Genomic DNA, 24,171 nt, shown 5'->3' on the forward strand with positions numbered 1-24,171 from the left:
ACTGTTGGATCCTGCCACGAGGCCCCCACAGGACGGAGGCGCAACCGTGACGCACGTCTCCACTGGTGTGCTCATTACTCTGGCCCTGTGGCGGGACACCGCTACCACCTGCCGTCACGCGAAGGAGCGCCCGTGCCCGAGTTCGTCTACGAGGACCTGCTACCCACCGGAGCCGACCAGACGGCATACCGCCTCCTCACGTCCGAGGGTGTGCGGACGGTGGAGGGGCCCGGCGGCCGACAGTTCCTGGAGGTCGACCCGGAGGCGCTGCGCCTGCTGACCGAGACCGCGATGCACGACATCGCGCACTACCTGCGCCCGGCCCACCTGGCCCAGCTGCGCCGGATCATCGACGACCCGGACGCCAGCAACAACGACAAGTTCGTCGCCCTGGACCTGCTCAAGAACGCCAACATCGCCGCCGGCGGGGTGCTGCCGATGTGCCAGGACACCGGCACCGCGATCGTCATGGGCAAGCGCGGCCAGCACGTCCTGACCGAGGGGGCCGACGAGTCCGCGATCGCGCGCGGCGTGTTCGACGCCTACACCCGGCTCAACCTGCGCTACTCCCAGATGGCGCCGATCACGACCTGGGAGGAGAAGAACACCGGCTCCAACCTGCCCGCGCAGATCGAGCTCTACGCCGACACCGCGCCGGGGCACGAGCTGGCCTACAAGTTCCTGTTCATGGCCAAGGGCGGCGGCAGCGCCAACAAGTCCTTCCTCTACCAGGAGACCAAGGCCGTCCTGAACCCCGAGCGGATGCTGGCGTTCCTCGACGAGAAGCTGCGCTCGCTGGGCACCTCGGCCTGCCCGCCCTACCACCTGGCCATCGTCATCGGTGGCACCAGCGCCGAGTTCGCGCTCAAGACCGCCAAGTACGCCAGCGCGAAGTACCTCGACGAGCTGCCGCGCGAGGGCACCATCGCCGGCCACGGGTTCCGTGACACCGACCTCGAGGAGCAGGTGCTCGAGCTGACGCGCAGCTTCGGCATCGGCGCGCAGTTCGGCGGCAAGTACTTCTGCCACGACGTGCGCGTCATCCGGCTGCCGCGCCACGGCGCCTCGCTGCCGATCGCGATCGCGGTGTCCTGCTCGGCCGACCGCCAGGCGCTGGGCAAGATCACCCCCGACGGCGTCTTCATCGAGGCGCTGGAGACCGACCCGGCCCGGTTCCTGCCCGAGACGACCGACGAGCACCTCGAGGACGACGCCGCGGCCGACGTCGTGCGCATCGACCTCAACCGGCCGATGGACGAGATCCGCGCCGAGCTGACCCGCCACCCGGTCAAGACCCGGCTGTCCCTGACCGGCCCGCTGGTCGTGGCCCGCGACATCGCCCACGCCAAGATCAAGGAGCGCCTCGACGCCGGCGAGGAGATGCCGCAGTACCTCAAGGACCACGCGGTCTACTACGCCGGTCCCGCCAAGACCCCCGAGGGCTACGCCAGCGGGTCGTTCGGCCCCACCACGGCGGGGCGGATGGACTCCTACGTCGAGCAGTTCCAGGCGGCCGGCGGCTCGATGGTGATGCTGGCCAAGGGCAACCGCTCGGGCCAGGTCACGAGCGCCTGCGAGGCCCACGGCGGCTTCTACCTCGGCTCGATCGGTGGCCCGGCCGCCCGGCTGGCGCAGGACTGCATCAAGAGCGTCCAGGTGCTGGAGTATCCCGAGCTCGGCATGGAGGCGGTGTGGCGGATCGAGGTGGAGGACTTCCCGGCGTTCATCGTGGTGGACGACAAGGGCAACGACTTCTTCGCCTCGGTGACCAAGCCGATGGCGATGTCGATCCAGAAGCGGCCGGGCCTGTGAGCGCGCACGAGGTCCGCCCGGGCACCCCGACGCAGGCCTGGACCGAGCTCGAGCGGGGCAACGCCCGCTTCGTCTCGGGCCGTCACGAGCACCCCAACCAGGACGTCGAGCGGCGCCACAGCCTCGCCGACGGGCAGAAGCCGTTCGCGCTCGTGTTCGGCTGCGGCGACTCGCGCGTCGCGGCGGAGATCATCTTCGACCAGGGCCTGGGCGACCTGTTCGTCGTGCGCACCGCCGGCCACGTCGTCGACTCCGGCGTGCTGGGCTCGATCGAGTTCGGGGTCGGCGTGCTCGACATCCCGCTGGTGGTGGTCCTGGGCCACGACAGCTGTGGCGCCGTGGCCGCGACGATGAGCGCGGTCGAGCACGGCGTGCTTCCGGGCGGCTACATCCGCGACATCGTCGAGCGGGTCACGCCGAGCGTGCTGATCGCCCACCGCAAGGGCAAGACCGACCCCGATGCGGTCGAGGCCGAGCACGTGCGCCAGACCATCCGCCTGCTCGTCGAACGCTCCACGATCATCGGCGAGCGGGTGGCCGACGGCCGCCTCGCGGTGGTCGGGGCGACCTACGCCCTCGACGAGGGCCGCGCGCAGCTCGTCGAGGCGGTCGGTGACCTCGACTGGGACATCGAGCCGGAGTAGCCCGCCGGACGACGACACGGCCCGCCCGGGTGTTCCCGGGCGGGCCGTGTCGTGTCGCGACGCTCAGGCCAGGCGCGCGGTGACGTCGATGTTGCCGCGGGTCGCCTTGGAGTAGGGGCAGAACTCGTGGGCGAGGTCGACCAGCTTGGCGGCCAGTGCGGGCTCGACCCCGGGCAGGTCGGCGACGAGCTCGACGGCCAGGCCGAAGCCGGTGTCGGTCTTGCCGAAGGACACGGTCGCGGTGACCGTGGAGGCGCTGACATCCACGCCCTCCTTGCCGGCCATGAACGCCAGCGCGCCGGAGAAGCAGGACGCGTAGCCCGCGGCGAACAGCGTCTCCGGGTTGGCCTTGGGCTCGCTGAAGCTGCCGGGGCGGGCCAGCTCGAAGTCGACCACGCCGTCCGCGCTGGTGACGCGGCCGCTGCGCCCGCCGGTGGCGGTGGCGGCAGTGGTGTAGGCGACCTCGGTGACTTCCTCGAACGGCATGCGTGACTCCCTGATCTGGGTGGGGTGGACCCCGCCAGTATGCCGACCGCGCCCCTCCCGGCCTGTGGCCACCCTCCCTGCCAGCAGCCTCGCGCAGGCGCCTCGACGTGGGACGATGCGCGAATGCGCCTGAGCCAGCTGCACATCCACCCCCTCAAGAGCGGGGCGATCCTGCCGGTCGAGCGCGTCAGGGTCGAGCCGTGGGGCCTGGCGGGCGACCGCCGCTGGATGGTCGTCGACCGCGACGGGGTGCTGCTGTCGGCCCGGGAGGAGCGTGCCCTGTTCACGGTGCACGCGAGCACGACCGAGGCCGGCGACACCCTGACGCTCGAGGCGCCCGGCGCGCCCCGGCTCGCCGTGGACCGGCCCGAGGCCGCGCACATCCCGGTCCGCCTGCACCGGCACGAGCTCCTGGCCCGTCCGGCCGGAGCCGAGGCGGACGACTGGCTGGTCCGGGTGCTCGGACGCCCCGGGCTGCGCCTGGTGTGGTGCGACGACCCGACCCGCCGCTCTCCCAACCCGACCTACGGCCAGCCGGGTGACAGCGTCGCCCTCGCCGACGGCTACCCCGTCACGCTCACCACGACCGCCTCGCTGCGCCGGCTCAACGACTGGATCACCGAGGCTGCTCTCGAGCGTGGGGAGTCGGCGCCCGATCCCCTTCCGGTCCAACGGTTCCGGCCCAACCTGGTCATCGACGGAGTGGACCGGGCGTTCGCCGAGGACGACTGGAAGCGGGTGCGCATCGGCGAGGTGGAGCTACGCGTGGTCAAGCACATCGACCGCTGCGTGATGACCACGATCGACCCCGACGACCCGCAGCGCCGGGACAAGGAGCCGATCCGCACCCTGTCCCGGCACCGCAAGTGGGACGGGCTCACGTGGTTCGGCCGCCAGCTCATCCCCGACACCCCGGGCACCGTGCAGGTGGGCGACGAGCTCACGGTCCTGGACTGACCCCGGGCCCGGCGAAGGCCCCCGGCACGACGAGGGCCCGGCCCCGATGAGGGGCCGGGCCGACGACTCGTCGGTGGCTCAGAGGGCCAGGTGCTTCTCCACCACGGCGGCCAGGCGCTCGGCGGCCTCGGTCGCGCGGTCCTCGTTGTCGGCCTCGACCATGACGCGGACCACCGGCTCGGTGCCGGACTTGCGCAGCAGCACGCGGCCCGTCCCGGCCAGCTCGGCCTCGACGGCCCGCACCTCGGCCTGCACGTCCTCGTGGTCGTCGACCCGGTTCTTGTCGACGCCCTTGACGTTGATCATGACCTGCGGGAGGCGGGTCATGACCGAGGCGAGGTCCTGCAGGCTGCGGCCGGTCTCGGCCACGCGGGAGGCGAGCAGCAGGCCCGTGAGCACCCCGTCACCCGTGGTGCCGTGGTCCAGGGCGATGACGTGCCCGGACTGCTCGCCGCCGAGGGAGAGCTTCGAGGCCTTCATCTCCTCGAGCACGTAGCGGTCACCGACCGCGGTCTGCTTGACGGTGATGCCCTCACGCTCCAGCGCCTGGAACATGCCGAGGTTGCTCATGACCGTCGTGACCAGCGTGTCCTGGGCCAGGGTGCCGTGGTCGCGCATGGCCAGGGACAGGATCGCCATGATCTGGTCGCCGTCGACGACCTCACCGCGGGCGTCGACCGCCAGGCAGCGGTCGGCGTCGCCGTCGTGGGCGACACCGAGGTCGGCGCCGTGCTCGACGACCGCCTTGCGCAGGTTGTCCAGGTGGGTCGAGCCGTAGCCGTCGTTGATGTTGAGCCCGTCGGGCTCGCCGCCGATGACCACGATGTCGGCACCGGCCCGGCGGAACGCCTCCGGGGAGACCTCGCTGGCCGCGCCGTGGGCCGCGTCGATGACCACGCGCAGGCCGTCGAGGCGGTGCGGCAGGGCCGAGAGCAGGTGCTCGACGTAGCGCTCGGTGCCCCCCTCGAAGGTGCGCAGGCGGCCGACGCGGGCACCGGTCGGGCGGTCCCACGGCTCGCGCATGCGGGCCTCGATGGCGTCCTCGACGTCGTCGGGGAGCTTGTGCCCGCCACGGGCGAAGAACTTGATGCCGTTGTCGGGCATGGCGTTGTGCGAGGCCGACAGCATCACGCCGAGGTCGGCGTCGGAGTCGGCGGTGAGGAACGCGATCGCCGGTGTCGGCAGCACACCCGCGTCGAGCACGTCGACGCCGGCGGACAGCAGGCCGGCGGTGACGGCGGCGGCGAGGAACTCCCCCGACGCGCGCGGGTCGCGGCCCAGCACGGCGCGGGGCCGGTGCCCCTCGAAGGCGCCGGCCTCAGCCAGCACGTGGGCGGCGGCGACGGACAGGTCCAGGGCGAGCTCGGCGGTGACGTCGCGGTTCGCGAGCCCGCGAACGCCGTCGGTGCCAAAGAGTCGAGCCACGAGTTCAGCCTCTCGGTGGAGTCATGCCACGCACCGGGCCACCCGCCATACGGCAGGGGCGGGCGGTGCGGGGCATCTGTGGAAACGTACCCCCAAAACCGCAGTGGCGGCTCCGAAGGCCTGCACGCGTGCAGGGTCCGAAGCCGCCACTGGCGGGACTGCGATGGATCAGCGCTTGCTGTACTGAGGCGCCTTGCGGGCCTTCTTCAGACCAGCCTTCTTGCGCTCCGGGACGCGGGCGTCGCGGGTCAGGAAGCCGGCCTTCTTCAGCGTCGGGCGGTTGGCCTCGGCGTCGACCTCGTTCAGCGAACGGGCCACGCCCAGGCGCACGGCGCCGGCCTGGCCGGAGGGGCCACCACCGTGGACGCGCACGAGCACGTCGTAGGAGCCGTCGAGCTCGAGCACCTTCAGGGGCTCGTTGACGATCTGCTGGTGGACCTTGTTCGGGAAGTACTCGTCCAGCGTGCGGCCGTTGATCTTCCACTCGCCGGTGCCGGGGACGATGCGCACGCGGGCGATGGCCTGCTTGCGACGGCCGGTGCCGGCGCCGGGGGCGGTGACGACCGGGCGGCGCGCCTCGGCCGCGGCCGGGGCCTCGGACTCGCTGGTGTAGTTGGAAAGCTCCTGCTCGTCGCCCGCGATGTCAGCGGTGTCGACGGGGGTGGTGTCAGCCACGATTCTCCTCGTTCGTTTTCTGCACAGGTCAGGCGCGAGCCGGACTTACTGCGCGACCTGTGAGATCTCGAAGGGCACCGGCTTCTGGGCCTGGTGCGGGTGGGTGTCGCCGGCGTAGACCTTCAGCTTGGACAGCTGCTGGCGGCCGAGGGAGTTCTTGGGGATCATGCCGCGGATGGCCTTCTCGACGGCCTTCTCGGGGCTCTTGGCGAGCAGCTCCTGGTAGGTCGTGGCCTTCAGGCCGCCCGGGAAGCCGGAGTGGCGGTACGCCTTCTTCTTCTCCAGCTTGGCGCCGGTGAGGGCGACCTTGTCAGCGTTGATGATGATGACGAAGTCACCGGTGTCGACGTGGGGGGCGAAGGTCGGCTTGTGCTTGCCCCGCAGGAGGATCGCGGTCTGGCTCGCGAGGCGGCCAAGGACGACGTCAGTCGCGTCGATGACGTGCCAGGCGCGGGTGACCTCGCTGGCCTTGGGGGTGTACGTACGCACGGTTATGCCTTCGTTCTCTCGTGATGACTCAACGACGTGGAGTGCGCTCCGCCCGGCGGGCCGGGGGCCTGCGACCCACCGGCCGCCAGTTGCACAACGAGAGATGAGTTTACCGACGCCCCGAAGAGGCCTCCAAATCCTCGCCCCCACCCCGGATCTGAGCACGAATCCGCCGGTCAGCGGCCGCGTCGGGGCTTCCAGAGCCTGTTTGTGCAAACGGATTGTGCACAACTATTGTGCATTCGTGACCACGTCCTCCGCCCCCTTCCACGTCGACGGACCGGGCCTGCGGGTGCTGGCCCACCCGGTCCGCGCGCGGCTCATGGCCGAGCTGCGCGGCACCGGCCCGGCGACGGCGACCGCCCTGGCGGCGCGGCTGCGCACCAACACCGGCGCGACGAGCTACCACCTGCGCAAGCTCGCCGAGGTCGGCCTCGTGGTCGACACCGGTGAGGGCACGGGTCGGCGCCGGCTGTGGGCGGCCAGCCCCGGCGGCAGCCCCCGTCCCGAGCCGGCCGACGACGGCGGCGACGACGACGACGCCGCCCTGGACTGGCTGGCCCGCGACTACGTGCAGCACTTCGCCGAGAAGGCCCAGGACTGGCTGGACACCCGCGCGGACTGGCCGGGGGACTGGCAGGAGCAGGTCGGGCTGGAGGACCACCTCGTGCTCGTGACCCCGGCCCAGCTCGCGGCCCTGCGTGGCGAGCTGCACGACCTGCTCGAGCGCTACCGCCGCGTCGGCGCGGGCAGCCCGCAGGCCAAGCGGGTCTCGGTCTACACCTGTCCCCTGCCGGTCGACCCGCCCCGCCGCACCTGACCCGCTCAGGCAAAGGCCCCGGTATGCCGGGTGGCCGGCGCACCGGGGCCCCTCACCTCGTACGCGTCAGTGCTGCACGAACACCGCCACGCTACGAGCGGGCACCGTCAGGGTGCTGCTCGACGCATCCCACCGGGAGGTCTTGACCACCGGGTCCGCTCCCCCGGCCTCGACCGGGGACAGCGCGAGGTCGGCACCCGTCATACCGGGCAGCTTCTGGGCCACCGCGCTCGGCGAGGCGTTGAACACCACGACCAGGCCCTTCAGGGCCGGGTCGACGTCCGCCCCGACCGTGTCGTCGATGCGCATGACGACCACGCCCGGGTGGGCGTCACCGGTGCCGGAGACCGGGAAGCCGACCTTGGCGCGGATGGCGTCGGCCGAGCCGAGGCGCAACAGCGGCGAGGAGAAGCGCAGCCGCAGCAGGTCCTGGGCCTGGGCCGAGGCGGTCGCCACGTCGGTCGCCGAGGGCTTGAGCGCGGGGTTGGCCAGCAGCGGCTTCATGTAGGGCCACTTGGCGCTGTTGGAGCCCTCGCGCGGGAGGCCGTGGCCGAAGCCGTTGTCCGCACCGGTCCAGTCGAGGGTGTTGAACCAGTCGCTACTGTCGTAGCTGTCGCGGTCAAAGCTCTTGCTGCGCAACAGGTCGGCGCCCGCGTGCCAGAACGACGGGGTCTGCGACAGGGCGGTCGTCGCCAGCGACAGGGTGTTCATCCGGACCCGGTCGGCCATGCTCGTGGCCACCGGCAGCTTGTAGGTCAGCGAGTCCCACAGCGTCTCGTTGTCGTGGGCGTCGACGTAGCTGACCACCTCGTCGGGCTGGTCGGCATAGCCGGCCGGCGAGCCGTTGTAGTCGACCTGGTCACCGCGCACGACCTTGCCCTCGGTGTCGGTGAACGTGAACGCCCGCAGGTTGCCGGCGAGGCCGAGCTCGACGAGGTCGGTGTCGTGCTGCAGCGAGCCGGCCGCGCCGTCGTTGACCGCTGCCCCGTTGGGGTCGGTCGCCTCGCCGCTGCCGAAGCCCTGCTTGCGCGGGTCCTCGTCGAACGGCCCGCCGCCGCGCACCGCGTCGCGGAGGCGGTCGGAGAACGTGCCGATGTGGGTGCCGCCGAGCTGGCCCTGCGTGGCCTGGGTGAACAGCGCGTTGTTGGCCACCTCGCCGAAGTTCCAGCCCTCGCCGTAGAGGTAGATCGAGCGGCCGTCGACGCCGTCGTGCTGCAGCGTCAGCGCGTCGAGGGCGTGCCGAACCGCGAGCATGGTGTCGCGGCTGTGGTGGCCCATGAGGTCGAAGCGGAACCCGTCGACGTGGTAGCTGCGGGCCCACGAGACGACCGCGTCGACCATGACCTTCTGCGCCATGGCGTGCTCGGTGGCCACGTTCTGGCAGCAGGTCGAGGTCTCCACGGCGCCGGTGGCGTTGAGCCGCTGGTAGTAGCCGGGAACGACCTGGTCGAGCACCGACGTCGGCGCCTCACCGCTGGCCGGCGTGTGGTTGAACACCTGGTCCAGCACGACCCGCAGGCCGTCCTGGTGCAGGCCGCCGACCATGGTGCGGAACTGCGCGACCCGCTGGCCGCCGTCGGCCGCCGCGGCGCTGGAGGCGTAGGAGCCCTCCGGCGCCATCCAGTGCCACGGGTCGTAGCCCCAGTTGAAGGCGTCCTTGCCGGCGACGGCCGTGACGCACTTCTGCTGCTCCTCACTGGCCGGCCCGTAGGAGGCCAGGTCGCACGCCGGCTTGGCCTGCTTGGCCGGGTCCTCCTCGATCGAGGCGATGTCGAACGTCGGCAGCAGGTGCACGGTGTTGAGCCCCGCGGCGGCGAGCGCCTTGAGGTGCTTGGTGCCGTTGCCGTCGTCGGCGAAGGCGAGGTAGGAGCCGCGGTGGTCGGCGGGCACGCTGGTGTCGCCGATGGAGAAGTCCCGCACGTGCAGCTCGTAGATCGTGGAGTCCACGTCCTGCTTCAGCGTCGGCGACGGCGTCCCCGACCAGAGGGCCGGGCGGTAGGCCGGGTCGGCCAGGTCCACCGCCACCGACCGGGTCGAGTCCAGCGTCAGCGCCACCGAGTAGGGGTCGGTGACGAGGTTGTGCTCGACCCTGCCGGTGGTGGGGGCGAACACCTCCACGTCATAGAGGTATCGCGCGCCGCGCCACTGCGGGCGGCCCGCCGCCGTCCACGAGCCGTCGCCCTGACGGCGCATGGCCGTCCGCGTGGCGGCGGACACCGGCGCGTCGGCGGCCGAGCCGGCCGGCCACGTCAGCAGGTCGACCGACCGGGCGGTCGGCGCCCACAGCGCGAACGAGGGGGTGCGTCCGTCCCACGTGACGCCCATGCTGCGCCGCGAGGCGGCCGGGGCGTAGAGGTCGTCCAGCACGCCGGGGGTCTGCACCCCGGTGGCGTCGAGCAACCGGCCGAGCTCGTCGTAGAGCCCAACGGCGACCTGCCCGCGCAGGATGTCCTCCGCCTGCCTCGCGACCTTTGGGTCCAGCCGCAGCGCGAGGTAGCCCTTGAGCTCGGGGTGGGCGGCGGTGACGGAGGCCGGGAGCCCTGACGCGTCATACGTCAGGTCGGCGGTGGAGCCGCCGGTGACCGCCTCGGCGTCCACGCCGAGGTCGCCGGTGGGCGACCAGTGCAGCCGCCAGTGCAGCAACGCCGGGTCGGAACCGGCGGGCACGCCACTGGCCGGCCAGGCGAGCAGGTCGCGGCTGACCCAGTAGGCCTTGGCCTTCTTCAGGTCCGGTGAGGCACCGGCCCGCGAGGTCTTGACGCTGGCCTGGTGCGTCGCGAGGACGTAGGAGAACGTCACGACCGTGCCGTCCGAGGGCACCGAGAAGCCGATGTTGGCCCCGCCGGGGGCACCGCCGGCGCCGTAGTTCTCGTCCCAGGACAGGTTGTGGGCGACCTTGAACTCGTAGCTGCCCGCAGGGATCTGGTCGGTCGACCACGTGTAGGTCCCGTCGCCGTCGGGGTCCTGCAGCCACGGCCGCATGCAGTCCGGGCTCCAGTCGGCGGGGCAGCCCAGCTTGCTCTGGAACGAGCCGGGCGCGGTGATGATCGGGCCCTGCGCGGTGCTCGTCGCGTAGTGCGTGGCGTGGTCGTAGTAGAACGTCACCGGTCCGCCGGGCGCGGTGAAGGCGATGTTGCTGCCGCCCTTGGCCCCGCCGGCGCCGTAGTTCTCGTCCCAGCTCTTGTCGATGGCGGCCTTGTACTCGTAGTCCCCGGCCGGGATCGAGGTGGTCGTGCCCTTCCAGACCTGGTCCTTGGCGTCGAGCGAGAGCTGCGCCTGGGCGCAGTCCGGCTGCCAGTCACCGGGGCAACCCATCTCGGAGTTGTCGCTTCCCGGCACGCTGACGTTGTCGGGCTGGGTGACCGGGCCGACCCCGCCGGAGCCGCCGCTCCCGCCCGTGGCTGCCGCGTCGCCGACGACGCCGTAGGACGAGCTCGCCGAGATGTTGCCGCTGCTGTCCTTCGCGACCGCGCGGTACTCCAGCAGGGTGCCCTTGGCCAGGCCGCTGACGTCGTGGAAGACGCGGTACGGCGCATTGTCGTCGGTGCCGAGCGGGTGCCACTGGCTGGTCCCGGCCGCCCGCCAGGCGAAGCTCACCTGGGCGAACGCGTTCTCGGGGATCGCGGCGCCGACCTCGGCCCGGCCCCCGACGACTCCCCCCGCCTGGGGCGAGGTGAGGTAGACGGCGGGCGCGGTGCGCCGGTGCGCCAGGCCGCTGCGGGCCTTCCACACCGACACCGACAGCGGCGGCACGGTGACGCTGACCCGGTCGTCCGCGCCGGAGACCAGGTCGCGGGAAGCGCCCAGCAGCGGGGCGAAGTGCATCCGGTCGCTGTAGGTGCTGAACGTCGCCGACTTCGCGGTGGTGGCGTTGTTGGCGGCCACGACGTACTCCGTGCCGGTCGCCGTGTCGACGCGGCTGAACGCGTAGATGCCCGCGCCGTCGGAGGCGTAGCGGTGGATCTGCGCGCCGTCGGCGAGCCCCGGGTTCGCCGCCCGCAGCCGCTCCAGGGACTGGAGCTGGCGGTACAGCGGCGCGGACTCGTCATACCGGTCCTTGCTCCCGGACGGGCCGCCGAGCACCTCCTGCGAGGCATAGTCGGGCACCTTGGTGGCGAACATGTCCTGCCGGGCGTCCTTGTCGCCGCCGCTGCCGATGAAGCCCTGCTCGTCGCCGTAGTAGACGACCGGCTGCCCCCGGGTGAGGAACATCAGCTCGTTGGCCAGCTTCGTGCGCGCCATGAGGTCATCGCCGGAGGAGCCAGATCCCTTGAGCATCATGGCGATCCGGCCCATGTCGTGGTTGCCGAGGAAGGTCGGCAGCTCGTAGGCGTTGGAGTCCGTGTCGGTGTAGTAGTCGTCGCCGGCATAGAAGTCGCGCAGCCCCGCGGTGGCCTTGCCCTGGGCGAAGGCGAGCGCGTTGGACTGGAAGCCGAAGTCGAGGGTGGCGGGCAGGCGCCCGGCGGTGGTGAACCGGCTCATGACCTTGGGGTCGGCGTCGTAGACCTCGCCGAACATGAAGAACCGGCTGTTGCCCTGGGCGCGCGCGTGATCCATGACGGCCGGCGAGAAGTGCTGCCAGAACTCGAGGTTGACGTGCTTGACGGTGTCGATGCGGAAGCCGTCGATGCCGAAGTCGACCCACTGCTTGTAGATGTAGGTCATGCCGTCAACGACCTTGGGCTGCTCGGTCCAGAGGTCGTCGAGCCCGACGAAGTCGCCGTACTCCGCGGACTCGCCGGCGAAGGTCGAGTCACCGCGGTTGTGGTAGAGCGTCGGGTCGTTCAGCCACGCCGGCACCTTGACGGTCTTGTCCGCCTCGGTGCGGAACGTCGGCGGGTGCGGGAACGAGGTCGCCGGGTCCAGCGCCGGGAAGGTGTCACCCCCGGCATAGGCCTTGTCGTCGAAGGCCTTCCCGCTGGCGTCGGTGTAGGGCCGCTGGGCCTTGGACACGTAGCCGTGCTGGCCGTCGGCGGAGTCGATGACGTCGGCGGTGTGGTTGGTGATGATGTCGAAGAAGACCTTCATCCCCTTGGCGTGGGCGGCGGCGATGAGGCGCTTCATGTCCTCGTTGCTGCCCAGGTGCGGGTCGATCTTCGTGAAGTCGGTGATCCAGTAGCCGTGATATCCGGCGCTGGCGTCGGCCCCGGTGCCCTGCACCGGGCGGTTCTTGAACGCCGGCGTCAGCCAGATCGCCGTGGTGCCCAGGGACTTGATGTAGTCGAGCTTGCCGGTCAGCCCCGCCAGGTCACCGCCGTGGTAGAAGCCCTTGTCCGTCGGGTCGAAGCCGGTGGCCATCCGGGTGCCGGTCAGGCCGCCGCTGTCGTTGCCGGGGTTGCCGTTGGCGAACCGGTCGGCCATGACGAAGTAGAACCGCTCGCGGGTCAGCGGCCCGCGCAGGCTGGATCCGGCAAGCGCCTTGTCGGCCGCCGTCGCCGGGCCGGGCAGGTCGGTCGGGGCGACGCCGATCTTGTGCGTCTGGTCGTCGTAGGACACGTGCACCGTGGCCGGTCCCTGCAGCACCAGCGGGATGTTGGCCCCGCCCTTGGCGCCGTCCGCGCCGTAGCTCTCGTCCCAGCTGTGGTTGATCGCCACCTTGAGCTGGTAGCTGCCGGCCGGCACCCGGAAGTCCCTGCCGTATGCCGTGCCGTCGCCCTCGCGGGTCAGGTCGGTGCCCGTGCAGTCCGGCTGCCAGTCGTCGGAGCAGCCGAGCTCGGACTGCAGCGAGCCAACCAGCGTGGCGGTGCGGTCGGCCGCCGCCGCGGTGGGCGCCAGCGCCGGCACCAGGCCGACGGTGGCGAGCGTGGATGCTGCGACGGCAGCGACGACGGTGGACCAGCGACCGGCCACGGGCACTCCTGGACGTCAGCGAGCGCCCCCTGAGGCCGCCCGTCGGTGTTCGCGGCCCCCGCCCCGGCGGACCGCCCCGCGAACGTTAGGCCCAGCCCGGCCGCAGCACCAGAGGTGGAGTGCAAAGTTTCTGCAAGTTCTTGCAGCCCGGGCCCCGGTAGCCCGCTACTCCAACGACCGGACGCACCAAATCCGCCGTTTCACACGACCTCCGGCCGTGATTCAACGGATTTGGTGCGTCCGGTGGTGATCTCAGCGGGCGCGGCGGACCCGGCCCTCGTCCCAGACCGGCTCGTCGGCCTCGTAGACACCGCCGTCCTCGCCGAAGACGAGGAACCGGTCGAAGCCCCGGGCGAACCACCGGTCGTGGGTGACCGCGAGCACGGTCCCGTCGAAGGCCGCCAGGCCCTCCTCCAGCGCCTCGGCCGAGTGCAGGTCGAGGTTGTCCGTCGGCTCGTCCAGCAGCAGCATCGTCGCCCCGCTCAGCTCCAGCAGCAGGATCTGGAACCGCGCCTGCTGCCCGCCCGACAGCGAGGCGAACGTCTGCTCCGAGGAGCGCGCCAGGCCGTACCGGTCCAGCGCCCGCGCCGCCTCGTCGCGGGGCTTGCCGGCCCGGTGCTCGTCGCCCCGGTGCAGGATCTCCAGGAGGGTGCGGGTCATCAGCTCCGGGTGCTCGTGGGTCTGGGCGAACCAGCCGGGGCGGACCCGGGAGCCCAGGCGCGCGATACCGGTGTGCTCGACCGCTGAGGGGACGACGTCCCCGACCGGGCGGTGCTCGATGTCGGGGTCGCTGCCGCCGCGGGCGAGCAGCCGCAGGAAGTGCGACTTGCCCGAGCCGTTGCTGCCCAGGACCGCGACCCTCTCGCCGTACCAGACCTCGAGGTCGAACGGCTTCATCAGCCCGGTGAGCTCCAGCCCCTCGATGATCACCGCGCGCTTGGCCGTGCGGCCACCGGTGAGCCGCATCCGCACGTTCTGCTCGGCCGCGACGGCCTCGGGCGGCCCGGCCTCCTCGAACTTGGCCAGGCGCGTCTTGGCCGCCTGGTAGCGGCTGGCCAGGCCGTCGTTGTAGGCGGCCTTGGTCTTGTACATCAGCACCAGCGCCTTGAGCTTGGCGTGCTCCTCGTCCCAGCGGCGGCGCAGCTCCTCGAGCTTGGCGTTCCGGTCGATGCGGGCCTGCTGGTAGGTCGCGAAGCCGGCCGGGTGCACCCACAGCGTGCTGCCGGCCGCGCCCGGCTCGAGCGTGGCCACGCGGGTGGCGACGCGGTCGAGCAGCTCACGGTCGTGGCTGACGAACAGGACGGTCTTGGGCGAGCCGATGAGCTGCTCCTCCAGCCACCGCTTGGTCGGCACGTCGAGGTAGTTGTCCGGCTCGTCCAGGAGCAGGACCTCCTCCGGCCCGCGCAGGAGCGCCTCGAGGACGAGCCGCTTCTGCTCGCCGCCGGAGAGGGTGCGCACGGCCCGCCACTGGGCCTTCTCGTAGGGCACGCCGAGCGCGGCCACGGTGCACACGTCCCAGAGCGTCTCGTGCTCGTAGCCCCCGGCGTCGGCCCAGTCGGCGAGCGCCTGGGCGTAGGCCATCTGGGTCCTCTCGTCGTCCTGCTCCATCATCGCCAGCTCGGCGGCGTCGACGGCCTGCGCGGCGGCGCGGACCGCCGGCGGGGCGACGCCGACCAGCAGGTCGCGCACCGTGGTGTCGTCGCGGACCTTGCCGATGAACTGGCGCATCACGCCGAGGCCGCCGGAGCGGGTGACCGCGCCGTCGTGGGCGTCCAGGTCTCCGCTGACGATCCGCAGCAGGGTGGTCTTGCCGGTGCCGTTGGGCCCGATCAGCGCGACCTTGGCACCCTCGCCCACGCGGAGGCTGACCTCGCCGAGCAGGGGACGCCCGTCGGGCAGGGAGTAGCTGATGGCATTGATGTCGACGTGGCCCACAACCGCCAACTGTCCCTCACCGGGGGTCGCCGAGTCATCCCGGTTTCACCCGCCATGCCCATCACACCGCCATCGTGAATGGTCACGGGTTCGTCAAACCGGCCCTCAGGAGGGTGCAACCGGCCCCATCCTGAGCCTCCCGGCGCCGCCGCTGCCGGTGACACGCCGGAGTGGAGGCAGCATGGCTCGCCGCATGACCCCTGTCCGCGCCCTCACCCTGTCCCTGGCCGCCGCACTGGCCGGCGTCCTCGCCGTCGGCGCAGCCACGCCGGCCCTGGCCGCCGGGGGCAAGCGCGCCGGCGCTCCCCCGCCCACCCCGGCCCGGGCCATGTGGGTGTGGAGTGCCGACGACCCCGCCACCGTCGTCGCGTTCGCCCGGGACCGTGGGGTCAGCCGTCTCTTCGTGGCGGTGCCGCCCCAGGTCACCTCCTCCCCCGACCTGCCCCGCCTGCAGCAGCTCAGTGCCCAGGCCCGCGCCGCGGGGATGCAGGTCGACGCCCTCGGCGGGGACCCCGGCTGGGTGGACTCCCCCTCCTGGGCGGTCACCAGCTGGCTCACGCCGGCCCTGGCCAGCGGGCTGTTCACCGGCGTCCACGTCGACGTCGAGCCCTACCTGCTGGCGTCGTGGTCCACCGACCAGTCCGGCACGGTCAAGCGCTACCTCGGCCTGCTGTCGACGCTCGCCTCCAGTGCCGGCCCCTCCCACCCGCTCGAGGCGGACATCCCGTTCTGGTTCAACACGGTCAGCTACGGCCGCACGCCACTGGACCGGGCGGTCATGACCCGCGTCGCCGGGACCACCGTGATGGCCTACCGCAACCACGCCGCCGGCACCGACGGCACGCTGGACATCGCCGCCGCCGCGCTGGCCAGCGCCAGGGCGACCGGCCGCCCGGTGCGCATCGGCCAGGAGACGAACGACCTCGGCAGCGCCCCCGAGGAGGTCAAGCAGACCTTCTTCGGGATGACCCGCACCCAGATGGAGGGCGAGCTCGCCCAGGTCGACGCCGCCCTGACCGGCAGCGCCACCTACGCCGGTATCGCGGTCGAGGACTACCGCGGCTGGACCGCCATGGCGCCCTGAGCGTCCCCGTCGACGGTGCGCACCGCCCTGGCCTCGCGGGCGCGCGCGGCCAGCTCGGCGTCGGGCGGGTAGCTGACCTCCTCCAGGGACAGCCCGTGCGGCGGCATGACCACCGCGCGCGGGTCCCGGCGCCCGGCGGAGAGGACCTGCGCCGGCCACTCGACGGGCTGGCGCCCCTCCCCGACCGGCAGCACCGCTCCGACCAGGGACCGGACCATGGAGTGGCAGAACGCGTCGGCCTCGACCCGCCCGAGCAGCGTGCCGTCCTCGTCACGGGTCCAGGCATAGTCGAGGAGGGTGCGGATCGTCGTGGCGCCCTCACGCTTCTTGCAGAAGGCGGCGAAGTCCTTCAGCCCCAGCAGCAGCTGGGCCGCCCGATGCATGGCGTCCACGTCGAGCTCGTGGCGCACCGTGACCGTGTCGCGCCGACGCAGCGGGTCGGCCTGCGCGGGCCGGTCGCAGAGCCGGTAGAGGTAGCGGCGCCGGACCGCCGAGAAGCGGGCGTCGAAGCCCTCGGGCGCGAGGCTGACCCGGCGCACCACGACGTCCGGCGGCAGCACCCCACCGAGGCGGGTCACGGCCGCCTGCTCCGGGGTGCGCGCGGACCGCCCGGGCAGCCGCCCGAACGCCTCCGGGTCAACGTCGGCGTGGCACACCTGGCCGCGGGCGTGGACCCCGGCGTCGGTGCGTCCGGCGACGGTCAGCCGCACCGGCTCCGGTGCGCGCAGCACGGTGCTCAACGCGGAGGACAGCTCCTGCTCGACGGTGCGCAGCCCCGGCTGGGCCGCCCAGCCGGAGAAGTCCGTGCCGTCGTAGGCGAAGTCGATGCGGACACGGACGAGCCCGCCGCCCCCTGGTGCGGGGACGACGGGCTCGTCGGTGTTCATGCAGCGCAGCCTAGTGCGCCTGCGTGAGCCGCCTGGCTCAGGCGTCGGCCTTGCCGGACTCGTCCGTGGCCTCGGCGGCCGGAGCCTCCGTGGTCTCGGCGGTCTCGGCCGGAGCCTCGACGGTCTCCTCGACCTCGGCCTCGGCGGGGGCCTCGACCGGGGCCTCCTCCTGCTTCGCCTTGGTGGACTTGGCGGCGCGCTTGGTCGCAGCCTCGGCCTCGGCGACGGTGGCCTTCTTCGGGGACAGCGGCTCGCGCACCAGCTCGATCACGGCCATGGGGGCGTTGTCGCCCTTGCGGTTGCCGATCTTGGTGATGCGGGTGTAGCCACCGGGGCGCTGCTCCATGTCGGGAGCGATCTCGGTGAAGAGGCGGTGCACGACGCCCTTGTCACGGACGACCGTGAGCACCCGGCGACGGGCGTGCAGGTCACCGCGCTTGGCGAACGTGACGAGACGCTCGGCCAGCGGGCGCAGGCGCTTGGCCTTGGCCTCGGTGGTCGTGATCTGGTCGTGCTCGAACAGCGAGGTGGCCAGGTTGGCCAGGATCAGCCGCTCGTGCGCCGGACCGCCGCCGAGGCGGGGACCCTTGGTGGGCGTGGGCATGGGTTGTTCTCCTCAGAGTTCTGACCGAACCGCTGTGTGCGGGTTGGTCACAGAAATCGGTCAGGCGGTCAGTACTGCTCGTCCTCGGCGAAGGACTGGTCCTCGTCGAAGTCGTCGTCGAAGCTGCCCACGACAGCGCTCGGGTCGAACCCGGGCGGGCTGTCCTTGAGCTGCAGCCCCATGCCGACCAGCTTGGCCTTGACCTCGTCGATCGACTTCGCACCGAAGTTGCGGATGTCGAGCAGGTCGGCCTCGCTGCGGGCCACGAGCTCACCCACGGTGTGGATGCCCTCGCGCTTGAGGCAGTTGTAGGAGCGGACGGTCAGGTCCAGGTCCTCGATCGGCAGCGCCAGGTCGGCAGCCAGGGCGGCGTCGGTCGGGCTCGGGCCCATGTCGATGCCCTCGGCCTCGACGTTGAGCTCACGGGCCAGGCCGAACAGCTCGACCAGGGTCTTGCCGGCCGAGGCCATGGCGTCGCGCGGGGCGATGCTGTTCTTGGTCTCGACGTCGACGATCAGCTTGTCGAAGTCGGTGCGCTGCTCGACACGGGTGGCCTCGACCTTGTAGGTCACGGCCAGCACCGGGCTGTAGATCGAGTCGACCGGGATGCGGCCGATCTCGGCGTCGCCGGTCTTGTTCTGCGCGGCGGAGACGTAGCCACGGCCACGCTCGACGGTCAGCTCCATCTCGAGCTTGCCCTTGCCGTTCAGGGTGGCGATGTGCAGGTCCGGGTTGTGGACCTCGACACCGGCCGGGGGCGCGATGTCAGCGGCGGTGACGGCGCCGGGGCCCTGCTTGCGCAGGTACATGACGACCGGCTCGTCGTGCTCGCTGGAGACGACCAGGCCCTTGATGTTCAGGATGATCTCGGTGACGTCCTCCTTGACACCGGGGACCGTCGAGAACTCGTGGAGCACGCCGTCGATGCGGATGCTGGTGACCGCGGCACCCGGGATGCTCGAGAGCAGGGTGCGGCGGAGGGAGTTGCCGAGGGTGTAGCCGAATCCCGGCTCGAGCGGCTCGATGACGAACCGCGAGCGGGCGTCGGAGACGACGTCCTCGCTGAGGGTGGGGCGCTGCGCGATGAGCACTGGAGTTTCCTTCCCACGGGCGACCGCTATTTGACGCCTCGTGAAACAGCGGACCCGTGATGGTCCGCGACCCGTGGCACCTCTGTCCGTGCCGCGAGCCCTGGGTATGCCGGGTGGTTGCCTCCCGGGGGAGGTGGCCACCCGGCATACCGGGTGAAGAACGTCAGTTCTTCGAGTAGAGCTCCACGATGAGCTGCTCGGTGAGGATCGTGTCGATCTGCTCACGCACGGGCAGCTGGTGGATGAGGACCCGCAGGGAGCCCGGGACGACCTGCATCCACGCCGGGACGGGACGCTCGCCGAACGTCTGGCGGGCCAGCTCGATCGGGAAGGTCTCGGCCGACTTCGGGCGGACGTCGATGATGTCGTACTGCGAGACCCGGTAGGACGGGACGTCGACGCGGACGCCGTTGACCAGGAAGTGACCGTGGGTCACGAGCTGGCGGGCGGCGCGACGGGTCCGGGCCAGGCCGGCGCGGTAGATCACGTTGTCCAGGCGGGACTCGAGGATCTGCAGCAGGTTCTCACCGGTCTTGCCGGGGCGGCGCGAGGCCTCCTCGTAGTAACCGCGGAACTGCTTCTCCATGACGCCGTAGGTGAAGCGGGCCTTCTGCTTCTCCTGCAGCTGGGTGAGGTACTCCTTCTCCTGGATCCGGCGACGGCCGTGCTGGCCGGGCGGGAAGGGACGGAGCTCGAAGTTCTTGTCGCCGCCGACGAGGTCGACCTTGAGGCGACGCGACTTCTTGGTGATGGGGCCGGTGTAACGAGCCATGTCTTATCTCTCTCCCGGTCTCAGACGCGACGGCGCTTGGGCGGACGGACGCCGTTGTGCGGCGAGGGCGTGACGTCGCTGATCGCGCCGACCTCGAGGCCGGTGGCGGTCAGCGAGCGGATCGCGGTCTCACGACCGGAGCCCGGGCCCTTGACGAAGACGTCGACCTTGCGCATGCCGTGCTCCATGGCACGACGCGCGGCCGCCTCGGCGGCCATCTGCGCGGCGAACGGGGTGGACTTGCGCGAGCCCTTGAAGCCGACCTGGCCGGCAGAGGCCCACGAGATCACGGCCCCGGTCGGGTCGGTGATCGAGATGATGGTGTTGTTGAACGTGCTCTTGATGTGAGCGTGCCCGTGGGCGACGTTCTTCTTCTCCTTGCGGCGCACCTTCTTGGCGCCCGCAGCCGTACGGCTCTTGGGAGGCATGCGGTAGATCTCCTACGTGGTTGAAGTGTGGTCCGACTCGGTTCGCCGGCCGCGATATGCGCAGCGCGGCGATCGGATCACGAGCGGACTTACTTCTTGCCGGCCTTCTTCTTGCCGGCCACGGTGCGCTTCGGGCCCTTGCGGGTGCGCGCGTTGGTCTTCGTGCGCTGACCGCGGACGGGCAGGCCACGACGGTGACGAAGACCCTCGTAGCTGCCGATCTCGACCTTGCGACGGATGTCGGCGGCGACCTCACGGCGGAGGTCACCCTCGACCTTGAAGTTGCCCTCGAGGTAGTCGCGGAGCTTCACGAGCTCCTCGTCGCCGAGGTCGCGGACGCGGGTGTCGGGGTTGACCCCCGTCGCCGCCAGGGTCTCCTTCGCGCGGGTGCGACCCACGCCGAAGATGTAGGTGAGTGCGATCTCGACGCGCTTCTCGCGCGGGAGGTCAACACCAACAAGACGTGCCATCTTGTGTCAGTTCTCCTGATCAACACGGAGGTCTGGAGCAACGCCGGTCCGCTTCCGACCCGGGAATGGTCCCGGGCCCACGGTCCCCGGCCTCCGTGCCGGGGGTGACGTCCAGGACGGGTCCTGGGGTCGGGCGCTGCGTTGTGTCTGTGCGTTCTCGAGAGACCGCGGGTCGTGCTCGGTGGGTGGTGCTCAGCCCTGGCGCTGCTTGTGGCGCAGGTTCTCGCAGATCACCATGACCCGGCCGTGACGGCGGATCACCTTGCACTTGTCGCAGATCTTCTTGACGCTCGGCTGAACCTTCATCTGCCTGCTGTCTGTAGATCGGGCCCCTCGCCTCCCGGCCGCGTGCGCGACCGAGCCCCGAGGAGTTGGTTGGGATCGGGAGTGATGAAGCTCCCGCTCAGCGGTAACGGAAGACGATGCGGCCGCGGGTCAGGTCATACGGGGAGAGCTCCACCACGACGCGGTCCTCGGGGAGGATCCGGATGTAGTGCTGGCGCATCTTGCCCGAGATGTGGGCAAGAACCTTGTGACCGTTGGTCAGCTCCACGCGGAACATCGCGTTCGGCAGAGCCTCGACGATCGTGCCCTCGATCTCGATGACACCGTCCTTCTTGGCCATATCCTCCGCAATCCGTCGAACGAGCCGGCCCCGGGTGGGACCGGTCAGTGTGGCCACTGATGTTTCATCCGGCACGACGAAAGGCACGTCCCGGCGCCTCTGCGGGCGAACCCGCACAGACCTGGAACGAGACATTCGTGAGCCGACGCACTAGCCTACGCCATCCCCCACAGGAGGAGAAATCGGCGGACGGCGGATCGGGGCAGGTCAGGACCGTGAGGTGCTCAGTCCAGGGGCGCGTATGCCGCGCCGAGGGCTTCCAGCCGCGCCTTGCCGCCGTCGAGCTCGGTGAGCACCCACAGGCCCTCGTCGGTGACGGCCACGGAGTTCTCCCAGTGCGCTGCGCGCGAGGCGTCGGTCGTGACGACGGTCCAGTCGTCCTCCAGGACCGCGGTGTCGGCGGATCCCAGCGTGACCATCGGCTCGATCGCGACGGTCAGGCCGGACCGCACGGTGGGGCCCTTGTCCCGGACGCGGTAGTTGGGCACCTGCGGGTCCTGGTGCATCTCGGTGCCGATGCCGTGCCCGACGTAGTCCTCGACGATGCCGTAGGTGGCGCCGTCGTCGGCGGCCGCCTTGGTGACCGCGTCCTCGACAGCCGCGCCCACGGCATACAGCGGGGAGCCGACCTTGAGGGCGGCGATGCCGGCCCACATGGAGGCCTCGGTGGCGTCGATGAGCGCCAGGTCGGCCGGGCTGCCGGCCCCGCGGCCGCCGACGACCAGCGAGATGGCGGCGTCGCCGTGCCACCCGTCGACGATGGCGCCGCAGTCGATGGAGACCAGGTCACCGTCGCGCAGCTCGCGGCTGCCCGGGATGCCGTGGACGACCTCGTCGTTGACGCTGACGCACAGCGTGCCGGTGAAGCCGTGGTAGCCCAGGAACGACGGGGTCGCCCCTGCGCCGCGGATGTGCTCCTCGGCGATGCGGTCGAGGTCGGCGGTGGTCATCCCGGCGCGGACCTGCTCACGCAGCAGGGCAAGGGTCTCCCCCACGACCAGCCCGGCGCGTCGCATGCGCCGGATCTGGTCGGGGGTCTTGACGTCGAGCCGGTTGCGTCCGAACACGGGGTCAGGCGCCCAGTGCGTGCTCGAGGCGGGCGGTGACGGTGTCCACGTCGCCCATGCCGTCCACCTGGCGCAGCAGCCCACGCTCGCGGTAGACCGCGGCCAGCGGCGCGGTCTCCTCGACGTAGACCTCCTGGCGGTGGCGGATGACCTCCTCGGTGTCGTCGGCGCGCCCCTCGAGCTCGGCCCGCTTCAGCAGCCGCGCCACGACCTCGTCGGTGTCGGCGGTCAGCTCGAGCACGGCGTCGAGCTGGTGCCCGCCCTCGGCGAGCATGGCGTCGAGCTCGGCCACCTGGGCCTGGGTGCGCGGGTAGCCGTCGAGCAGGAAGCCCTTGCTCGCGTCGTCCTGCAGCAACCGGTCACGCACGATCGCGTTGGTCACCTCGTCGGGCACGTACTTGCCGGCCGCCAGGATCTCCTGGACCTGCCTGCCGAGCGCGGTGCCGTTCTTGATGTTGGAGCGGAAGATGTCGCCGGTCGAGATCGCCGGGATGCCCAGGCGCTCGGCGATCCGGGCAGCCTGGGTGCCCTTACCGGCTCCGGGCGGGCCGAGGATGATGAGACGCATCAGCGGAGGAACCCTTCGTAGTGACGCTGCTGCAGCTGGGACTCGATCTGCTTCACCGTCTCCAGGCCGACACCCACGATGATCAGGATCGAGGTGCCCCCGAAGGGGAAGTTCTGGTCAGCGCCGACGAGGACGAAGGCGATGAGCGGGATCAGGGAGATGAGCCCCAGGTAGAGGGCGCCCGGCACGGTGATCCGGGTCAGGACGTAGTCGAGGTACTCGGCCGTGGGTCGCCCGGCCCGGATACCCGGGATGAAACCACCGTACTTCTTCATGTTGTCGGCGACTTCATCGGGGTTGAAGGTGATGGACACGTAGAAGAACGTGAAGAACACGATCAGCCCGACGTAGGCGAGCATGTAGATCGGGTGGTCACCGCGGGTGAGGTTCTGGTCCACCCAGGTCACCCAGCCCGGCGGCCGGCCGGTGCCGCGCTGGAACTGCGCGATCAGCGACGGCAGGGACAGCAGCGACGAGGCGAAGATGACCGGGATGACGCCGGCCATGTTGACCTTGAGCGGGATGTAGGTGGACGTGCCGCCGTACATCCGGCGCCCGATCATCCGCTTGGCGTACTGCACCGGGATGCGGCGCTGGGACTGCTCGACGAAGACGACGGCGGCGATGATCACCAGGCCGAGCAGGATGACGATGATGAACTTGTCCCAGCCCTTGGTGCGCAGCGCCCACAGCGAGGTCGGGAAGCGGGCGGCGATCGAGGTGAAGATCAGCAGCGACATGCCGTTGCCGATGCCCCGGTCGGTGACGAGCTCACCGAGCCACATGATGACGCCGGTGCCGGCGGTCATCGTGAGCACCATGATGAGGATGGTGGGCAGGCTCTCGTCCGGCATGATGCTGGTGCACGAGGGCCCGAACAGCTGGCTGGGGTTGCGCGCGATGGTCACCAGGGTCGCGGACTGCAGGACCGCCAGGCCGATGGTGAGGTAGCGGGTGTACTGCGTCAGCTTGGCCGTGCCCGACTGACCCTCCTTCTTGAGGGTCTCGAAGCGCGGGATCACCACGGTGAGCAGCTGGATGATGATGCTCGAGGTGATGTAGGGCATGATCCCCAGCGCGAAGATCGACAGCTGGAGCAGCGCACCACCGCTGAACAGGTTGACCAGCGAGAGCACGCCGCTGGTCGAGGCGCCCTTGATGCAGCTTTGCACCTGGGTGTAGCTGACGCCCGGGGTCGGCACCAGTGAGCCGAGCCGGAACACCGCCATGATCGCCAACGTGAACAGGAGCTTCTTGCGCAGGTCCGGCGTCCTGAACGCGCGGGCGAAAGCGGTGAGCACTGGTCCTCCTGCGGGCCACTCGTTGCGGCGGCCTGGTCATGGAACGAACGATCGGGGGGACAGGTCAGTCCCCCGGTCACCCGGGCGACATTACCGTCCTAGACAGCGCCCCGGGCTTCCGGGCCCACGGACCCGGCGCCCGGGGCGCTGACGAATAGCTTCAGTATGCGGTTGTTCGACC

The 24,171-nt window shown here is 71.0% G+C and carries 22 protein-coding genes; 5 read left to right on the plus strand and 17 right to left on the minus strand.

Annotation, left to right across the window (positions count from 1 at the left end):
- Positions 1–132 precede the first annotated feature (132 nt).
- Together FB474_RS14675 and FB474_RS14680 are read left to right on the plus strand one after the other, a co-directional pair.
- Positions 133–1,812, plus strand: coding sequence for a fumarate hydratase (locus FB474_RS14675; protein WP_141789321.1), 1,680 nt, complete (start codon positions 133–135; stop codon positions 1,810–1,812).
- Positions 1,809–2,456, plus strand: coding sequence for a carbonic anhydrase (locus FB474_RS14680; protein ID WP_141789322.1), 648 nt, complete (start codon positions 1,809–1,811; stop codon positions 2,454–2,456). Before FB474_RS14675 ends, FB474_RS14680 begins: the two co-directional genes overlap by 4 nt.
- A 63-nt stretch (positions 2,457–2,519) precedes the next feature.
- Here FB474_RS14680 and FB474_RS14685 read toward each other — a convergent pair whose 3' ends face one another.
- The gene (locus FB474_RS14685; protein WP_141789323.1) at positions 2,520–2,942 is read right to left on the minus strand and encodes an Ohr family peroxiredoxin; all 423 of its coding nucleotides are present in this window, start codon (positions 2,940–2,942) and stop codon (positions 2,520–2,522) included.
- A 123-nt stretch (positions 2,943–3,065) separates the two neighbouring features.
- On the opposite strand from FB474_RS14685, the gene FB474_RS14690 reads away from it, so the two are divergent.
- Positions 3,066–3,899 carry an MOSC domain-containing protein gene (locus FB474_RS14690; protein ID WP_141789324.1) on the plus strand — a complete coding sequence of 278 codons (834 nt, stop codon included), beginning with the start codon at positions 3,066–3,068 and terminating at the stop codon, positions 3,897–3,899.
- 78 nt (positions 3,900–3,977) lie between these two features.
- Here FB474_RS14690 and glmM read toward each other — a convergent pair whose 3' ends face one another.
- The 3 genes from glmM to rplM form a co-directional block, all read right to left on the minus strand.
- Entirely contained in the window at positions 3,978–5,324 is a 1,347-nt protein-coding gene (gene glmM / locus FB474_RS14695; RefSeq protein WP_141789325.1) for a phosphoglucosamine mutase, read from the minus strand.
- A 168-nt stretch (positions 5,325–5,492) separates the two neighbouring features.
- The gene (rpsI, locus tag FB474_RS14700) at positions 5,493–5,999 is read right to left on the minus strand and encodes a 30S ribosomal protein S9 (protein WP_141789326.1); all 507 of its coding nucleotides are present in this window, start codon (positions 5,997–5,999) and stop codon (positions 5,493–5,495) included.
- A gap of 45 nt (positions 6,000–6,044) precedes the next feature.
- Positions 6,045–6,488 (minus strand): 50S ribosomal protein L13, encoded by a 444-nt coding sequence (rplM, locus tag FB474_RS14705; RefSeq protein ID WP_141789327.1) that lies wholly within the window; start codon positions 6,486–6,488, stop codon positions 6,045–6,047.
- A 244-nt stretch (positions 6,489–6,732) separates the two neighbouring features.
- On the opposite strand from rplM, the gene FB474_RS14710 reads away from it, so the two are divergent.
- Positions 6,733–7,308, plus strand: coding sequence for a winged helix-turn-helix domain-containing protein (locus FB474_RS14710; RefSeq protein WP_281286345.1), 576 nt, complete (start codon positions 6,733–6,735; stop codon positions 7,306–7,308).
- A 66-nt stretch (positions 7,309–7,374) separates the two neighbouring features.
- Here the strand turns inward: FB474_RS14710 and pulA are convergent, their stop codons facing one another.
- Together pulA and FB474_RS14720 are read right to left on the minus strand one after the other, a co-directional pair.
- Positions 7,375–13,158, minus strand: coding sequence for a pullulanase-type alpha-1,6-glucosidase (gene pulA, locus FB474_RS14715; RefSeq protein ID WP_141789329.1), 5,784 nt, complete (start codon positions 13,156–13,158; stop codon positions 7,375–7,377).
- Positions 13,159–13,410: 252 nt separating this feature from the next.
- Positions 13,411–15,093, minus strand: a complete 1,683-nt coding sequence (locus tag FB474_RS14720) for an ABC-F family ATP-binding cassette domain-containing protein (RefSeq protein ID WP_141789330.1) — start codon at positions 15,091–15,093, stop codon at positions 13,411–13,413.
- A gap of 193 nt (positions 15,094–15,286) precedes the next feature.
- On the opposite strand from FB474_RS14720, the gene FB474_RS14725 reads away from it, so the two are divergent.
- Positions 15,287–16,177: a hypothetical protein gene (locus FB474_RS14725; RefSeq protein ID WP_141789331.1), complete on the plus strand. Its 891-nt coding sequence runs from the start codon at positions 15,287–15,289 to the stop codon at positions 16,175–16,177.
- On the opposite strand, the gene truA is transcribed toward FB474_RS14725, so the two are convergent.
- From truA to secY, 11 genes are all read right to left on the minus strand, one after another.
- The gene (gene truA, locus FB474_RS14730) at positions 16,147–17,064 is read right to left on the minus strand and encodes a tRNA pseudouridine(38-40) synthase TruA (RefSeq protein WP_141789332.1); all 918 of its coding nucleotides are present in this window, start codon (positions 17,062–17,064) and stop codon (positions 16,147–16,149) included. The genes FB474_RS14725 and truA overlap by 31 nt on opposite strands.
- Before the next feature lie 37 nt (positions 17,065–17,101).
- The gene (gene rplQ / locus FB474_RS14735) at positions 17,102–17,668 is read right to left on the minus strand and encodes a 50S ribosomal protein L17 (RefSeq protein ID WP_141789333.1); all 567 of its coding nucleotides are present in this window, start codon (positions 17,666–17,668) and stop codon (positions 17,102–17,104) included.
- A gap of 68 nt (positions 17,669–17,736) precedes the next feature.
- On the minus strand, positions 17,737–18,759 hold the full coding sequence (locus tag FB474_RS14740; protein WP_141789334.1) for a DNA-directed RNA polymerase subunit alpha: 1,023 nt from the start codon (positions 18,757–18,759) through the stop codon (positions 17,737–17,739).
- A 163-nt stretch (positions 18,760–18,922) separates the two neighbouring features.
- Positions 18,923–19,531, minus strand: a complete 609-nt coding sequence (rpsD, locus tag FB474_RS14745) for a 30S ribosomal protein S4 (RefSeq protein WP_141789335.1) — start codon at positions 19,529–19,531, stop codon at positions 18,923–18,925.
- A 20-nt stretch (positions 19,532–19,551) separates the two neighbouring features.
- Positions 19,552–19,959 (minus strand): 30S ribosomal protein S11, encoded by a 408-nt coding sequence (gene rpsK, locus FB474_RS14750; protein ID WP_091756329.1) that lies wholly within the window; start codon positions 19,957–19,959, stop codon positions 19,552–19,554.
- Between the two features lie 89 nt (positions 19,960–20,048).
- The gene (rpsM, locus tag FB474_RS14755; RefSeq protein WP_141789336.1) at positions 20,049–20,429 is read right to left on the minus strand and encodes a 30S ribosomal protein S13; all 381 of its coding nucleotides are present in this window, start codon (positions 20,427–20,429) and stop codon (positions 20,049–20,051) included.
- A 192-nt stretch (positions 20,430–20,621) separates the two neighbouring features.
- Positions 20,622–20,735, minus strand: coding sequence for a 50S ribosomal protein L36 (gene rpmJ, locus FB474_RS14760; RefSeq protein ID WP_010148647.1), 114 nt, complete (start codon positions 20,733–20,735; stop codon positions 20,622–20,624).
- A 97-nt stretch (positions 20,736–20,832) separates the two neighbouring features.
- Positions 20,833–21,054 carry a translation initiation factor IF-1 gene (gene infA, locus FB474_RS14765; protein ID WP_006946284.1) on the minus strand — a complete coding sequence of 74 codons (222 nt, stop codon included), beginning with the start codon at positions 21,052–21,054 and terminating at the stop codon, positions 20,833–20,835.
- A gap of 224 nt (positions 21,055–21,278) precedes the next feature.
- Positions 21,279–22,121: a type I methionyl aminopeptidase gene (map, locus tag FB474_RS14770; RefSeq protein ID WP_141789337.1), complete on the minus strand. Its 843-nt coding sequence runs from the start codon at positions 22,119–22,121 to the stop codon at positions 21,279–21,281.
- A 4-nt stretch (positions 22,122–22,125) separates the two neighbouring features.
- Entirely contained in the window at positions 22,126–22,689 is a 564-nt protein-coding gene (locus FB474_RS14775) for an adenylate kinase (RefSeq protein WP_141789338.1), read from the minus strand.
- Positions 22,689–23,990 carry a preprotein translocase subunit SecY gene (secY, locus tag FB474_RS14780; protein WP_141789339.1) on the minus strand — a complete coding sequence of 434 codons (1,302 nt, stop codon included), beginning with the start codon at positions 23,988–23,990 and terminating at the stop codon, positions 22,689–22,691. Before secY ends, FB474_RS14775 begins: the two co-directional genes overlap by 1 nt.
- Positions 23,991–24,171 lie beyond the last annotated feature (181 nt).

Origin of the sequence: Oryzihumus leptocrescens, from assembly GCF_006716205.1 — a bacterium.
GTDB lineage: Bacteria > Actinomycetota > Actinomycetes > Actinomycetales > Dermatophilaceae > Oryzihumus > Oryzihumus leptocrescens.